This window comes from Microbacterium daqui, assembly GCF_050408675.1.
Taxonomy (GTDB): Bacteria; Actinomycetota; Actinomycetes; order Actinomycetales; family Microbacteriaceae; genus Microbacterium.
This window is the reverse complement of the sequence record NZ_JBNTKF010000007.1, coordinates 1-15015: the sequence shown is the minus strand read 5'-3', so window position 1 is coordinate 15015 and position 15015 is coordinate 1. Positions and strand designations below refer to the sequence as shown.

Genomic DNA, 15015 nt, shown 5'->3' with positions numbered 1-15015 from the left:
TGCGAAAGACCATGAGGCGGCTTTCGCGGGTTCTCGGTAGGGTGAGCAGACGCCTTGTCGCCCAGCCAACAGGAGCCTCACGCCATGTCGGATGACGCCGTCGGAATTGCCGTCGCTCAGTTTTCCCCGATCGCGGGCGATAACCTGCCTGCCGTTCAAGAGCTCGCCACGAAAGCTTCCCAGCGGGGCGCGCGCGTCGTGTTGTTTCCGGAATACACAAGCTATTTTTCAAATCCGTTCGATGAAACTCTCGTGACGCACGCCGAGACCCTCGACGGACCGTTCATTTCGGGTGTACGAGCGCTTGCTGCGCGGCTTGGAACCACGATTGTCGTTGGTCTGCTGGAGAAAGCATCGGGGGAGCGGGTTCACAACACCGCGGTCGCCGTTGGCCCCAGTGGCATTCTTGCGACGTATCGTAAGCAACACCTGTATGACGCGTTCGGGCAGAAGGAGTCTGACTGGGTTGCTCCCGGAGACGTTGAAGACCCGCAGACTTTCGAGGTCGATGGCGTGACGTTCGGTATGCAGACCTGCTACGACCTCCGGTTCCCCGAGATCACCCGCACCATCGTTGACGCTGGCGCTCAGGTTGTGCTGGTGCCGGCCGAGTGGGTGCGTGGCCCCCTGAAAGAACATCACTGGCGTACGCTGCTGCACGCTCGCGCGATCGAGAACACTGTGTACGTTGCCGCTGCCGATCACATGCCGCCGCTCGGCGTCGGCAACTCGATGATCGTCGACCCGACGGGCGTGGAGATCGCGGCGATCGGTGCCGAGCGCCGCGTGGCCGTCGCGCACGTTAGCGCCGCGATGATCGACTCCGTACGCGAGCGCAACCCGTCACTCAGCGCCCGACGCTACCGCGTGGTTCCGCGCTAGCGTCCATTCGCGCAACGCGGCACTTAGCCAGCGGGGCGCAGCGGCGGCCACTCGTCGAAGCGGAATTTCTCCGTGCTGGTGCCGTCGGGGTCAATGGGCTGCCAATTGACCACCGCGGCTGGGCCACGAGACCCAGCCGGTGACCATCCCCCTTCGGCAATGCGCTCGCGGAGCGGTATCAGCTTCTGTTGAAGCGCTTGCCAGCGTTCTTGATGAAGCTCCTACCGCCGTCATGGAGAGCAAGTACCACGCCATGCTCGACCAATAGAGGGGGAGAAGAACGACAAACGGGGCGGGTGCGGTGGTGAATCCCTTTTTCTTCAGGATGTACCGCGGTAACCACCCCAAGAACCCGACGATGCCAACGACCAGCGGCGAGTAAATCAGGAGGAATAAGACCTCCCACCGCGACCGAGCATCACCTTGACCGCGATTAGCAGCGCCGGCAGCACCCACGCCAGCCACCGCCACGCGCTCCAGAACCGGTCGCTGGCCATGTTGCCCCCTATGGCGCACCCTTGCGCTCGTCTCCATCTATTGGAGCGTGCCCCTCACGCTCCACCCCTACCGCGGTGCCAGCGTCGCCAACCTCGTGGCGGCTTCGCTGATCACCTCCGGCTTCTTGCACGCTGCGAAGCGCACGAGTGAAGCGTACTGCGAACGGTTCGCTTCGGTGGTGAAAGCGGTCACCGGAACCGCGACAACGCCCGCAAGGTGGGGGAGTTCTCGACAGAAAACGGTGGCATCGTCAAACCCGAGAGGCGCGGCATCGGCCACCGTGAAGTACGAACCCTGCGGCACCGACACCTCGAACCCGGCGGCCTGCAAGCCCGCCACCAGAATGTCGCGTTGACTCTGCATCGCCGTGCGAATTGAGGCGTAAAAGTCATCGCCCAGGCGTAGCCCGGTCGCGATCGCCGGCTGAAATGGGGCGCTGCCGGAATACGTCAAGAACTGCTTCACCGCGAGCACCGCATCGACGAGGTCAGCGGGGCCGGAAACCCAGCCCACCTTCCACCCGGTGGTGTTGAACGTCTTTCCCGCCGACGAAATCGTGAGGGTACGTTCGGCAGCCCCGGGCAGCGTCGCCACCGGAACGTGCGGCACATCAAACGTAAGGTGCTCGTAGACTTCGTCGGTCACGATCACGGCATCGTGCTGATGCGCGAGCCGCACGATTTCGGTCAACACCTCGGTCGAGAAGACGGCTCCGGTGGGGTTGTGCGGGTTGTTCACCAGAATCAACCGGGTGCTATCGGTCACCGCCGCCCGCAACGCATCAAGGTCGGGCTGAAATGACGGCCACACCAGCGGAACCGTGCGAAGCGTTGCGCCAGCAAGCGCGACACATGCGGCATACGAGTCGTAGTACGGCTCAAAAACAACAACCTCATCGTCGGGGCCGTCAACGAGTCCGAGCAGAACCGAAGCCAACGCCTCGGTTGCTCCCGCCGTGACCAGCACCTCCGTTTCAGGATCAACGGTCAGGCCATAAAAGCGCTGCTGGTGCTCGGCGACCGCGACGCGCAGATCAGCAAAACCACGCCCCGGCGGATATTGGTTCACGCCACTGGCAATCGCCGCACGTGCAGCGTCCAGAACCTCGGCAGGGCCATCCGTGTCAGGGAAACCCTGCCCCAAATTAATCGCGCCGGTACGGGCCGCGAGGGCCGACATCTCTGCGAAGATCGTTTGAGCAATGGTTCCGTCAGGCGCGAGGAGTCCCGCTCCTGCAACAGCACGACGCCAGGCTCCGGGGACAGTAGTCATGTGGTCAGACTAAGTCATAGCCGGATCCAGGCGCTGGCATAGGAAAAACACAGACTTGCGCGGCAACCTGAAGGAGCTTGCAGAAGGAGCAGATCATGAGCGATACGAACAACAACGACCAGCCGGCCGCCACCCCCGCTATTCCGCCGCGCCCCGCGCCACCGGTGATGCCGGCCGCTGACGCTCCCACGACACCGCTGTCGCCTGAGCTGGCGAACGCGTTCCGCGCCGACAACCAGCCCACGACGCCGCTCGGTGGCGCATGGACGCCACCCGCCGCTGTTCAGACGCCACCGGCAACCGCCCACATGCCGACGTCGCACGCTTCCGCAGACCCCGCAACCGCTGGTTCCGCCGCTCCCACCCACACTCATGGTTCCGCTGCACCCGGCGCCGCCTTCGGTGCCGCAGCGACTCCCACCCCTTATGCCGCAACCGGCGGCTCATTGCCGCCCGGTGCCCCGATTCCGCCGCAGTCGAACACATTTGGTGAGCCCACGGCTCCGGAACCAGCGAAAAAGCCGCGCAAGCGCGCGGGCGCAACGATCGGCTTGATCACCGCAACCGCGCTGATCGCGGCAGGCGCCGGCTTCGGCGGCTCGTGGGCCTACAACTCATTCGTCGATGACGGCGCCCTTCCCGTCACGACGAGTGACGGCGGAACCATCACGGTCAACAACCCCGGATCAGTCACGCAGACGACGGCGATCGCCGCCGAGGCGCTGCCGAGCGTTGTCACGATCGACGTGGGCACTGACCAGGCGGCCGGTTCCGGCTCCGGCGTCATCATTTCTGAAGATGGCTACGTGCTCACCAACACGCACGTTGTGACCCTCGATGGTGCGACCGGTGCCGCTGACGTGCGCGTCACGCTGAGCGACGGCACGATCTACCAGGCTGAGGTCGTCGGAACTGACCCGATCTATGACCTCGCGGTCATCAAGCTGAAAGACGCCAGCGACCTGCCCGTCATCACGTGGGGCGACTCGGGTGCGCTCAACGTCGGTGACACAACGGTCGCGCTGGGTGCGCCGCTCGGCCTCGCGAACTCGGTCACCGAAGGCATCGTCAGCACACTCAACCGTTCGATCAGCGTCGCGTCGTCGGCAGCGCCCTCGACGCCCGATTCGGGCGACTCCAACGACAACAACGATTCGCAGGGTGGGCCGTTCACGTTCGACGTCCCAGGAGCACAGGGGTCGACACCGAAGGAGTCCATCTCGATCGCGGTTATCCAGACCGACGCGGCGATCAACCCGGGTAACTCGGGTGGTGCGCTCGTCAACAGTGAGGGCGACCTCATCGGTATCAACGTCGCCATCGCGACCGCTGGTGGTAACTCGGACAGCGCTGGCAGCATCGGCCTCGGCTTCGCGATCCCGTCGAACATCGCGAAGCGCATCTCGACGGAGATTATCGAGAACGGCGAAGCGAGCCACGGCCTGCTGGGCGCCAGTGTCACCAATGCCTCCGCCATGAAGGATGCCACGACCGCCGGTGCCTACATCGCCGAGATCGTGAAGAACGGTGCGGCCGACGAGGCTGGGCTCAAGGAGGGCGATGTCGTCACGAAGCTGGGCGATGCGCGCATCAGCAGCTCGATCGACCTCACTGCCCAGGTGCGTGCGCTCGCGGCTGGCTCCGACACCACGGTGACCTACATCCGCGGTGGCGAAACCTTTGAAGTTGACGTGACGTTGGGTTCGCTCAAATAACGAGCCCGAACCAGAAGCCACCCCGCGATAGGCTCGCGGGGTGGCTTCCTTTTCGTTTGGCGCAGGCAACGTCGCCAAGCTCCTGCGCATCCCGCTCTACGGGCTCGGGCGCATCGCCACGCTCGTGATTCCCCGCGGGCAACAGTGGGTATTTGGCTGCGGCGCCGGTATCGGTGACGGGGCCCTTCGCCTCTGGCATGCAGCCCAGAACGACCGGGTCGATGCGGTCTGGTTAGTCGATAGCGATCGTGACGAGGCTGACGCTCGTGCCCTCGGCGTCCCGACGGTGCGCAAGCACTCAGCCCGCGGCTTCTGGCTGACCGCCCGCGCTGGCGTGCTTGTCGTGACCCACGGCCTCGGCGACGTCAACCGCTACGCCAACGGCGGCGCCTTCATCGCGCAACTGTGGCACGGTATTCCGCTCAAGCGCATTGGCCTGGATTCGCCAGAGACCGTCAAACTCCCGTTCGGCAACGGCTCGAAACTCCTACGTGGGCTGATGGCGCGGTTGTATCGCGGAACCACGTCACAGATTACCGTGATTCCTGCGGCTTCCCAGTTGATTCGCGGGCGTCTCGAATCTGCCTTCGGGCTGCCAGACGAACGTGTCATTGTGACGGGCGAACCCCGCGTCGACCCGCTCAGCGTCGATGACGCCGTAACGCGCGTCGCGCGCGCTCGCGGCATTCTCGAACCGATTGTCGGCGCCCTCCCGCAGACCGTGCTGCTGTACGCCCCGACATGGCGTGACGGCACCGATGATGCCGCGATTCCGACCGGCGACGACTGGCGTGACATCGTGGCCGTGCTCGATCGCTATGACACCGTGCTCCTCGTGCGCTCGCACCCGCTTGGTGCTGGCCGCTACACGCCGCCCGCAGACCTCGACACCGACCGCGTTCGCATGGTCGGTTCTGACGTGATTCGTGACATCACGCCCGCGCTCCCGGCCGTCACCGCGCTCATCACCGACTACTCATCAATGCTCTTCGACGTTGGTCTCACGCCGTCTGCCGTTGTTTATCTCGCTCCCGACGTTGAAGAATACGCGCGCACCCGCGGATTTTATGGTTCCTACCGCGACATCGCCGGCTCCGACTACGCCACCACGTGGCACGAAGCCACCGCACAGATCGACGAGATGCTGTCTGACGACGCCGTTCTTGATGCGCGCCGCACCCGCGCCGCACAACTTTCTTCGCGTGTTCACGACTTCCGCGACGGAAACAACACGCAACGTGTGTACCGTGAGATTCAACGGCGATTGTCACTCTCGCCCCGGAAAGGCACGTTATGACCTCGATACTCGTTCGCGATACGAGTCTCGTTATTTCTGGCATCACCGTGCCGCCCACGAAGGCTGAGCTGGTGGGTGCCCGTGCGCGCGTGCTGGGCACCATTCATGAGGTCGACGGAACCACGGAGCTGGTTTTCGCGCTCACGCAGTCGCGCTGGGGTGGTTCGGTTTTGCCGTTGCCTGCGGGGGAGTACCGCATCGAAACCGATGCCGACCTCGACAGCGTGACGCTGGCAGAGACCAACGCCACGGTGATGCGCGTGCAGGTGGCCGGTGGCGTCGTCACGATTTCGGCCCCCATCGACCCGGTCTACCGCTCCGCCGACGGACAAGGCTCGCTGGAGCGTCGCTACACCGCATCCGGCGAAAAGCTCGAAAACGCGGTCTTCTTCGAGAGCTTCTACGGTCGAAACGCCAGCTGTAACCCGCTCGCCCTCGATCGCGAGATCGCTCGCCGACTGCCGAACGTCACCCGCTACTGGAGCGTCGTCGACCTCTCCGTCGACGTGCCTGGCGGCGCCATCGCTGTCGTTGAAGGCTCGCCCGAGTGGTGGCGTGCCCGCGGCGAATCGCGCCTCCTCATCGTCAACGACTGGCTGCGCCGTGCCTTCGCGCGACACCCCGGCCAGAAGGTGCTGCAGACGTGGCATGGCACGCCGCTCAAGCGGCTCGCCCTGCACCGCCCCGGTTTCGACCCCCGCCGCATGGTCGCGGTCATTCGTGAGTCACGGCGCTGGGACGGCCTGCTCGCACAAAACGCGTACGCCGCCAAAATTCTGAAAGCCGCCTACCGGTTCCGCGGTGCGCTGTGGACCGAAGGCTACCCACGCAACGACGTGCTCGTCGCAGGCAATCGCAACGAGGTCCGCGACATCCTCGGTATCGAACCGACGGAGCGCGTGCTGCTCTATGCGCCCACGTGGCGCGATGACCGCACCGAGATGGTCGACTTCCTCGATCTCGACGCGCTCGCCCACGCCGCCGACGCTGTCGTGCTGGTGCGTGGTCACTCCCGTACGCTGCTGCCGGGCCGTGATACCGCGGGGCCCCGCGTGATCGACGTCACGTCGTTCCCTGACACGTCGCGCCTGATCCTTGCCGCAGACGAACTCATCACCGACTACTCCTCGGTCATGTTCGACTTCTCGGTCACCGGCAAGCCCATGTCATTCCTCGTGCCCGACATCGAGCACTACCGCGGAGCCCTGCGTGGCTTCTACTTCGACCTCGTCGCGCACGCCCCGGGCCCCGTGGTATCGAGCCAGTCTGACCTACACATGGCGCTGGCGAACCCCGAGCGCGAAACGCTGTTCGCCGAGCGCTACGCGACGTGGCGCAAGCGCTTCAACAGTCGTGACGACGGCCGCGCCTCCGAGCGCGTCGTGGCACGCCTCATCGACCAGAACTGGCTCGCTACCGACTAATCTCGGCAGCCGCCCCTTTCCTCGGCGACGCGAGTGATGGTTCCGGAACCATCAGCTGGAGCCGCGGAACGGTTACGGAAGCGGAGTGTTGCGGCCGTCGAGGCGCGACGTGTCGACAGTTTCACCCGCGCCGCGGATTGTGCCCGCGAGGAATCCGGCGCCCCAGGCGACGTGCATGGTGGGCACGACCGCGATCGTCCATAGTTTGTCGGCGAGCGTTGTGCCGCCGCCCTTTGAAGTCAGCGCCATGCCGATGATGAGCACGGCGTACAGTGCGAGGGGCACGTAGACGAGCGACGTGATGAGCGACATAACGCCGCTGAAAACGCCGGTCAGTTGAAGCGCCCCGACGACGACAGCGAGCACCACGAGTAGCAAGAGCGCTGGCGGTGCGAAGAAGCGGATCGAGTTGCGGCGGCCGAAGCGGCGCACCAGCTCGGCGCGCCACGTGCCGGTCGCGAAGAACTGGCGGGCAAGTCGCGTCCAGCTTTCACGCGGCCAGTACGTCACCGACAGCTGCGGGTCAAACCACACGGTGTAGCCCGCTTGGCGCAGGCGGAGGTTGAGCTCCCAGTCTTCGCCGCGACGGATGGACTCATCGAAGAGTCCGACGCGTTCGATCGCTTCACGCTTCATGACACCGAGGTATGCCGATTCAGCTTCGCCCTCGGGGCCGCCGCTGTGATAAGCACCGCCGCCGAGGCCGAGGGGGGAATTGTAGGCGCGAGCGACAGCACGCTGGAAGGGTTTTTGGCCCTCCGCGTGCATGATGCCGCCGACATTGGCGGCGCCGGTACGCTCGAGCGTTTCGACGGCGCGCTTGGTATAGCCGGGGGCCAGTTCGGAGTGCGCGTCAACGCGAACGATTGTCGGATACATCGATGCGCGAATCGCCGCGTTCAAGCCCTTGGGAATGTCAGCTTCGGGGTTGTCGACGAGCTGCACACGTGCATCACGATCCGCTATCGTTCTCGCGATCTCCGTGGTTCCGTCACTCGACGGGCCGAGAGCCAGAATCAGCTCCATCGGGCCATCGACATCCTGCTCCAACGCCGACATTACGGCGTTTTCCAGGTAATCGGCCTCGTTTAAGACGGGCATGACAAAAGTGACACCACGCTCAGGCGCGAGTTTTGGATCGTGGGTGGGGGTGTCATCAGACTGCACCCCTCGATCATGCCATGTTGAAGCTGAGCGGCCTCGGTATTCTAGAGGGGTGAGTATTGTTTCTGACGCTAAAAAGGCCACCGCGCTGCTGCGCAAAGCACTCACATCCCGCCAGGCGGTGCAGAGCGTTCGCCGCACCCTGGCCGCGCGCCCGAAGCCGGAGCGCAAGCACTACCGCATCGGCGTCTACTTCGCTGACGGTGCGGTCAACATGTACCAAATGCGTCAGTGGTACAAGCCTCTGCAGGAGCTTTCCAAGACGCACCCCGTGATCGTGCTGTCGCGCACGGCGACCGGCGCGCGCGAGCTCATCGCTGACGACGCATTGCCGGTGGCCTTTGTGCCGACGGTCAAAGACCTCGAGATGTTCGTGGCATCCCAAGATCTCAAGATCGTGCTGTACGTCAACCAGAACACCCGCAACTTCCAGATGTTCCGGTACGGGCGCCGCTGGCATGTGTTCATCAACCACGGCGAGTCCGACAAGATGTACATGACCACGAACCAGTACAAGGCGTACGACTACGCCTTCATCGCCGGTCAAGCCGCGCGTGAACGCCTGAGCCGCGTGCTGTGGAACTACGACCTCGATCGCCAGACCCGCGAAATTGGCCGCCCGCAGGCTGACCACTACTCCGGCACTCTGCCGTACACGCCAGACACCCGCAAGGTAGTGCTGTACGCCCCCACCTGGGAGGGCGACCGCCCTGCGGCACACTATGGTTCGGTGCACTCGCACGGCGAGAAGATCGTGAACGCTCTGCTCGCCACCGGTCAGCACCGTGTGATTTATCGCCCGCACCCGCGCTCGGGTGTCGTGTACGCGCCCTACGGTGAGGCCAACAAGCGCATCATCGCGGCGATTACAGCGGCCAATGCCGCTGACCCCACCGCGCAGCACGTGTACGACAACAAGCCTGAGCTGGGGTGGCAGCTCGCTGCCGCAGACGTGGCTATCGTCGACATTTCAGCCATGGTTTACGACCGCCTCGCCGCCGGTCGCCCGCTTTTCGTGACGCGTCCGCGCGACGAAAAGGCCTCGATCGATGAGTCAGGCTACCTGTCTGACTGTGAGTGGCTCACGGTCGACGGCGCCGGTGACATCGTTGCGGAAGTTGATCGGGTGCTCAACGACCCCACGTCGACCGCGCGATTGGGACTCTGGGTCAAGCACTACTTCGGCGACACCAGCCCTGGTTCCGCGACCGCCGCCTTCCACAGCGCGATTGAAGAACTCATGCAGACGTGGGAAGCGTGCTACGAAGAGCACCTCCGCCAGGCGGAGGAAGAAGAGTCAGAGGACGACCCGGAAGCCGAAGACGAAGACTAGTCTTCGTCGCGCTGACTCGGTGCTGTCGCCGTCTCGTCGGTGACAGCGGGATCTGCCGCGCCTGATTTAGCGCGGCGCGTGCGCGCGAGGACGCGACTGGCTGCGGACTGAGCGGAACCAGAAACAGCGCCCGCAACGCGCGCTGCGGATTTTGCGGTGCGCACCACGATTGACGAGGCGTGGCTCTCCAGCTTGCGTGCGCCCGGTCGCGGGTTCAGCGCGGGTGGGATCGTGGCTGGGGGAACACCAAACGCTTTTCGTGCACCCGTGACGACGCGGCGGCCAAGAATGAAGTTGCCACTAGCACCGACAGCAGCACCGATCCCAAAGGGGAGCGCCTTGCCCACAATCGACGCGCTGCCGTGCGTCGCCAGGCGGTGCAAGAATGCCGACTTCAGCCGGTCAACCGTCGGGCCGATCGCGGCTTGAGGGAGCGACTTTGTGATCAGCTCACCCCAAAACTCGGGCCGTGTTACTCCCGCACCGCCCGACTGCTTCGAGAGCTGCTTGAGGAGCGCCGTGCCTTCAGAGCCCAGCATGAGCGTCAATACGAGCGCGCGGGCGCGGTCTGGGTCGGTCACTGGAATGTCGTGAAGTTCGGCGATCGATTGCGCGAACAGCGTTGTTGACTCTAAGAACCCGAGCGTTTCTGCACCCGACAGCGCAAGCGTCACACCGGTTCCGATCGCCGGCACCACGGCTGTTGCGCCGACAGCCGCGCCTCCGCTCGTAACGGCGGCGAGATAGCGGCGCTCGAGGATCGTCGAGATTTCTGCCGCGTTCGCGTCGGGGTAACGCAATCGAATGCTGCGCAAGTGCGCGAGCACAGCCGGGCGCTGCAGAAACAGCACCTTGTCGAGCATGCGCACCGGGAGGGGATGCTCGGTCGAGCCTGCTGGCGGCAGACCGCCCTGCCAGGGCGCGTCTGACGGCAGCGAATGAATCTTGTGAACGCGGTCAGCCACGAGTGGGGGCCGATCGAGAATCAAACGAAAAGGTTTGCGCGTTCCAGGTCTTCGGCAAAGTCAACCTCGACCGCGTACAGGTCAGAGATGTCGAGCGGCTGAATGCGGATACCGTCTTCAGCGATCGCCAGCTCCAGGCCGCGCTCGAAGTAGTCCTGGTCGTCGACGCGCTGCAACTGACGCATGAACGCCTTCTTGTCAGCGGCCGAAATGTAGTTGATGCCGACGGCCTCGCCGATGCCACCCTTGACGATCTTGGAGAGCTCGTTGATGTAGCCCTCAGCGGTCACGGTGTACTTGACCTCTTCGTCGCTCACCTTGGCGGTGTTGACGGTGACGAACGAACGCTCAGCCTCGATCAGTGCGATCGCGCGACCCAGAACGCGCGGGTCGAAGACCACGTCGCCGTTCATCCACAGCACGCCCGATTTGCCGGTTGCGGCGAGTGCGCGCAACAGGCTCTTGGAAGTGTTGGTCTGGTCGTAACGCTCGTTGTGAACGTAGGAAACCTGCGGGAAAGCCTCAACGATCGTCTCAGCGCGGTAGCCAACAACCGTCGTGATGTGTGCGTCGCTACCAAAGGCGGCACGAATGTTGTCGTGCTGCTGCTGCATGATGCTGCGGCCGTCGCCCAGCTCAGTCAGCGGCTTCGGAAGGGAACGGCCGAGGCGCGAGCCCATGCCAGCTGCGAGGATAACGGTTTGAAGAGTCACTGCGAATGCTCCTTGGTGAGGATGTACTTGCCGGATTTTTCCGGCTCGACACACCTTCGTGCCTGTTACAGATTAGCGAAGGGCAGGTAAACAAACCTGAAAATTGGGCTTGACGTTGTGGAACCGTAACACCTGAGTGTCCGCTGAGAGGGCGGAATTCCGGGGGTTTCAGGTCGAACTCAGTCGCCCTCGTTGGTAGGTTGGTACGCGAACGGCCGCACTCGGGACAGCGGCTTACCCAAGGGCAGGGGGATGACGATGAGCCACGGGGATGCTGACGTGCCGTCGCACAAGCAGAAAGCGGCCAACCAGGTAAAAACAGCGGAGAGCGCGACGCCGCCACTGACGAAGAAACCAGCCCCGAAGCCAGCGGCGAAATCGGCCGTGAAGACGACGCCGAAGCCCGCTGTGAAGACGCCCGCGAAGAAGACTGCGTCGACGAAGGCCGCGCAGCCGAAGGCTACGGCGAACACGTCGGTATCGAGTGCGCCTACGAAGAAGGCGACGCCCGCGAAGAAGGTTGCTCCCGCGAAGAAGGTTGCTCCCGAGCGACTCCCAACGGCGGCCCAGAACGCGCCGGTTACGGCCGACATCATCGCGGTTCCGGCGATCGACCACAGCCCTGATCTCTCGCTCGGCGGCGTCGATGCTCCCGTGGAACTGCCGCCCGTTAATGAGGCTGACGTCGCAATCGCAGACACCGACGCTCCCGTCGACCCGGTTGTTCCTGTGGCAGACGTGAAGGTTCCGGTTGCCGACACAACCGAGGTTGAGACAGTCGCGGCTGAGCCCGACGCCCCCGCAGATCAGCCCGAAGTTTCCGTGGTCGAGCCCGAGGCTCCCGACGTTGAGCCGCAGACCGTCGTCGCTGTGGTTCCGGAACCTGTGGCCCCCGTTGTCGAGCAGGTGGTGACGCTCGCCGCGCCCGCGGCAGAAACACCCGCAATAGAAGTGGTTCCGGCGCCGTCTGCACCCACCGTTGCCCCGAAGCAGCCCGAAAGCATCGCGCTCCAGGTCACCGGCCTCACCAAGTCGTTTGGCGGGCAACGTGTCGTCGACGCGATTGATATGACCGTTCCAGCCGGAACCTTTTATGGCATCGTCGGCCCGAACGGGGCTGGTAAGACCACGACGCTGTCGATGATTGCCGGCCTCTTGAAGGCCGATGAGGGCACGATCGTCGTGAACGGAACGAACGCGCAGCGCGATCCGCGTGCCGTACGCCGCCTCATTGGGGTATTGCCCGACCGACTACGCACGTTTGATCGCCTCACCGGCAAGCAACTGTTGTCGTACTTTGGTGCGCTCCGCGGGCTACCGAGCCGCACGATCGATCAGCGCGTGGCCGATCTCGCTCAGGCCTTTGACCTCACCGAGGCACTCGGACGCGTGGTGTCGGACTACTCGGCCGGCATGACGAAGAAGATCATGATGGCGGGTGCGCTCATTCACAGCCCGCGCCTGTTGATTCTGGATGAGCCGTTCGAGTCGGTAGACCCGGTGTCATCAACGGTGATCCTCGACATCCTCACCGCATACGTCAATAACGGCGGCACGGTCATTCTCTCGAGCCACGGCATGGATCTCGTTGAGCGCGTGTGCACGCGTCTCGCGGTTATTGTTGCGGGCCAAGTGCTCGCCGAAGGAACCATTGAAGATGTGCGTGGCGGCGTCACGCTGGAGCAACGCTTCGTCGAGTTGTCAGGCGGCGTGAGCGATGCGGAGGGCCTGGAGTGGTTGCACACGTACTCCGCCTAAGGCTCGCGCTCCTCTTCGGTGGTCTGCGCGGCTCGCGCCGCGCAGTGACGCGTCTCGTGTTTGTGGTCACGGCGATGCTCCTGATTGCGGGCGGCGTTATCGTCGGTCTTCTCGCTCTCCGCGGCCACCCGTATGCGCCTCCGCTGGCGATCGTTGGCGGTGCAGTGCTGCTGGGTGCGGCATCACTCGTGCCAGCGATGGGCGGGATTGACGACCAGCTGGATCCGCGCAAGTTCGCGTCGTTCGGTTCGTCGCCGCGAGCGGTGGCCTGGTCGACCATGCTGGCTTCGTTAATCAGCATTCCGATCATGATTTTGATCGCGGTCGTTATTGTTGTCGCTGGCAACGCCGTGGCTGCCGGAGCCCCGGTTGCCCTGACCGTCATCTTCACGGCGATGGCGGTCGTGACCTTCGTCTTCATGGCGCGCACCAGCATGCTGATAGGCACGCTGTGGCGGGCTCATCGCTCACGTGAGCTGACAAGTACCTTCCTCGTCATCGGAATCATCCTCGTGGTTCCGGTCATCATCTTCCTCGCGTCACTTGACTGGCGCGACGGCATACCGCCCGCCTTCGCGCAGGTCGCCGATATTGCGAGCCTCACGCCGTTCGGTGCGGTGTGGGCGGTGCCCTTTGCCGTCGCTAGCGGAAGCTCGCTCGCCGGTTTGTACATCACGATTGCGGTTGTCACAGTGCTCGTCGGAGCGATCGTCTGGGATATCGCCGTCGCGTACGCGATGCACACCGTCGACAAGCCGATCAGCGTGCGCGAGCGCGCGGGCATGGGCTGGTTCTCGGTGTTCCCGCGCACGCAGGCTGGTGCCGTGGCCGCGCGCAGCATGATCTATTGGTTCCGTGACCGGCGCTACGTTGCCAACCTTGTCGTGGTTCCGATTGCCGCCGTCGCCGCGTCGCTCCCGCTACTCATTGCCGGTGTACCGCTCGGGATCGTGCTGCTGTTGCCGGTGCCGATCATGGCGCTGTTTTTCGGATGGATTCCGCACAACGACATCGCCTACGACTCGACCGCCGTCTGGATGCACGTGGTTTCTGGCGTGCGCGGCATCGCCGACCGCGTCGGGCGCCTCGTGCCGATCATTGTGGTCGCCGTGCCGGTTCTTGCCATCGCGATCCCGATATCGATTGCGTTCTACGGCCGCTGGGCATTTGCCCCCGCACTCGTTGGTGTTTCAGCCAACCTGTTCTTGGCGGGGCTCGGACTCTCGTCGATTTCAAGCGTCGTGGCGCCGTATGCGGTGTCGCGCCCGGGTGACAGCCCGTTCCAGCAGCCGCAACGTGCTGGTTCCGGTGTCGGCGCACAGTCGCTCGTCCTCCTCGGCACGATTGCCGTCAGTACGCCCACCATTCTGCTCGCGGTGAAGGCGTTGACGGACGACATCACGAAGGCCAACTCGGCACTGTGGGCCGGAATCGGCATTGGCGTTTTCGTGCTCGGGGTCGGAATCGTGATTGGTGCGCTGATCTTTGACCGCCGTGGCATGCAGATCATGGAGTTCGCTGAGGCAACCTAGGCGCGCCAACTGCTCGCAGACGGTTTAGAATTGTCGCATGAGCACGCCCCTAGATTCTCCAGACACCGGTGGTATCGCGCTTCTTGACCGCGAGCTAGAAGAGCTGCTGCAGGAAGAGACGATCGAGCCGGGCGACCACGAGCGCTTCTCGCACTACGTGCAGAAAGACAAGATTCTTGAGTCGGCGCTCACCGGTAAGCCGGTGCGTGCGCTGTGCGGTAAGAAGTGGACTCCGGGCCGCGATCCCGAGAAGTTTCCGGTTTGCCCGCAGTGCAAAGAAGTGTACGAATCGCTGAAGTAGGCGCTTCGCAGTATTCGTAAAAGGGCGGCTCCCGATGTGAACTGCTCCCCGGAAGTTGGACAACTTAATTAAAGCATTACGCTGCGAGGGCATGAGCGCGATATTCCATTGGGCTCATGCCCTCGAGCGTGAGTGAGACACGTTCGGTGTTGTACCAGGCG

The 15015-nt window shown here is 63.9% G+C and carries 13 protein-coding genes; 8 read left to right on the top strand and 5 right to left on the bottom strand.

All coding sequences use genetic code 11. The features are described 5' to 3' along the window. Window positions 1-84: 84 nt before the first annotated feature. A complete protein-coding gene (locus tag ACQUSY_RS06210; protein ID WP_428903644.1) occupies window positions 85-882 on the top strand; it encodes a carbon-nitrogen hydrolase family protein in 798 nt (265 codons plus the stop codon). 564 nt (window positions 883-1446) lie between these two features. Here the strand turns inward: ACQUSY_RS06210 and ACQUSY_RS06205 are convergent. Beyond that, window positions 1447-2652, bottom strand: a complete 1206-nt coding sequence (locus ACQUSY_RS06205) for an aminotransferase class I/II-fold pyridoxal phosphate-dependent enzyme (protein ID WP_428903643.1) — start codon at window positions 2650-2652, stop codon at window positions 1447-1449. Window positions 2653-2747: 95 nt separating this feature from the next. Here ACQUSY_RS06205 and ACQUSY_RS06200 point away from each other — a divergent pair, with 95 nt between their 5' ends. Genes ACQUSY_RS06200 through ACQUSY_RS06190 form a run of 3 tightly spaced genes read left to right on the top strand, consistent with a single transcriptional unit; the run spans window position 2748 to window position 7088 of the window. After that, the gene (locus ACQUSY_RS06200) at window positions 2748-4367 is read left to right on the top strand and encodes a S1C family serine protease (RefSeq protein ID WP_428903642.1); all 1620 of its coding nucleotides are present in this window, start codon (window positions 2748-2750) and stop codon (window positions 4365-4367) included. 40 nt (window positions 4368-4407) lie between these two features. After that, the gene (locus ACQUSY_RS06195) at window positions 4408-5664 is read left to right on the top strand and encodes a CDP-glycerol glycerophosphotransferase family protein (protein ID WP_428903641.1); all 1257 of its coding nucleotides are present in this window, start codon (window positions 4408-4410) and stop codon (window positions 5662-5664) included. Next, window positions 5661-7088, top strand: coding sequence for a CDP-glycerol glycerophosphotransferase family protein (locus tag ACQUSY_RS06190; RefSeq protein WP_428903640.1), 1428 nt, complete (start codon window positions 5661-5663; stop codon window positions 7086-7088). The genes ACQUSY_RS06195 and ACQUSY_RS06190 overlap by 4 nt, the downstream gene beginning before the upstream one ends. Before the next feature lie 72 nt (window positions 7089-7160). Here the strand turns inward: ACQUSY_RS06190 and ACQUSY_RS06185 are convergent, their stop codons facing one another. Next, window positions 7161-8189, bottom strand: a complete 1029-nt coding sequence (locus ACQUSY_RS06185; protein ID WP_428903639.1) for a glycosyltransferase family 2 protein — start codon at window positions 8187-8189, stop codon at window positions 7161-7163. A gap of 115 nt (window positions 8190-8304) precedes the next feature. On the opposite strand from ACQUSY_RS06185, the gene ACQUSY_RS06180 reads away from it, so the two are divergent. Further along, on the top strand, window positions 8305-9585 hold the full coding sequence (locus ACQUSY_RS06180) for a CDP-glycerol glycerophosphotransferase family protein (protein WP_428903638.1): 1281 nt from the start codon (window positions 8305-8307) through the stop codon (window positions 9583-9585). Here the strand turns inward: ACQUSY_RS06180 and ACQUSY_RS06175 are convergent. Both ACQUSY_RS06175 and ACQUSY_RS06170 read right to left on the bottom strand, forming a co-directional pair. Further along, entirely contained in the window at window positions 9582-10550 is a 969-nt protein-coding gene (locus tag ACQUSY_RS06175; RefSeq protein ID WP_428903637.1) for a hypothetical protein, read from the bottom strand. The genes ACQUSY_RS06180 and ACQUSY_RS06175 overlap by 4 nt on opposite strands. 20 nt (window positions 10551-10570) lie before the next feature. Further along, entirely contained in the window at window positions 10571-11263 is a 693-nt protein-coding gene (locus ACQUSY_RS06170; RefSeq protein ID WP_428903636.1) for a phosphocholine cytidylyltransferase family protein, read from the bottom strand. 258 nt (window positions 11264-11521) lie between these two features. Here ACQUSY_RS06170 and ACQUSY_RS06165 point away from each other — a divergent pair, with 258 nt between their 5' ends. Genes ACQUSY_RS06165 through ACQUSY_RS06155 form a run of 3 tightly spaced genes read left to right on the top strand, consistent with a single transcriptional unit; the run spans window position 11522 to window position 14854 of the window. Further along, window positions 11522-13021 carry an ABC transporter ATP-binding protein gene (locus tag ACQUSY_RS06165; RefSeq protein ID WP_428903635.1) on the top strand — a complete coding sequence of 500 codons (1500 nt, stop codon included), beginning with the start codon at window positions 11522-11524 and terminating at the stop codon, window positions 13019-13021. Beyond that, complete coding sequence (locus tag ACQUSY_RS06160; RefSeq protein ID WP_428903634.1) at window positions 12997-14553, top strand: hypothetical protein; 1557 nt, start codon at window positions 12997-12999, stop codon at window positions 14551-14553. Before ACQUSY_RS06165 ends, ACQUSY_RS06160 begins: the two co-directional genes overlap by 25 nt. Before the next feature lie 37 nt (window positions 14554-14590). Next, window positions 14591-14854 (top strand): DUF3039 domain-containing protein, encoded by a 264-nt coding sequence (locus ACQUSY_RS06155; protein WP_428903633.1) that lies wholly within the window; start codon window positions 14591-14593, stop codon window positions 14852-14854. A gap of 76 nt (window positions 14855-14930) precedes the next feature. On the opposite strand, the gene ACQUSY_RS06150 is transcribed toward ACQUSY_RS06155, so the two are convergent. Then, the coding region (locus ACQUSY_RS06150) for an IS3 family transposase (RefSeq protein ID WP_428903460.1) at window positions 14931-15015 on the bottom strand (85 nt) is incomplete at its 5' end.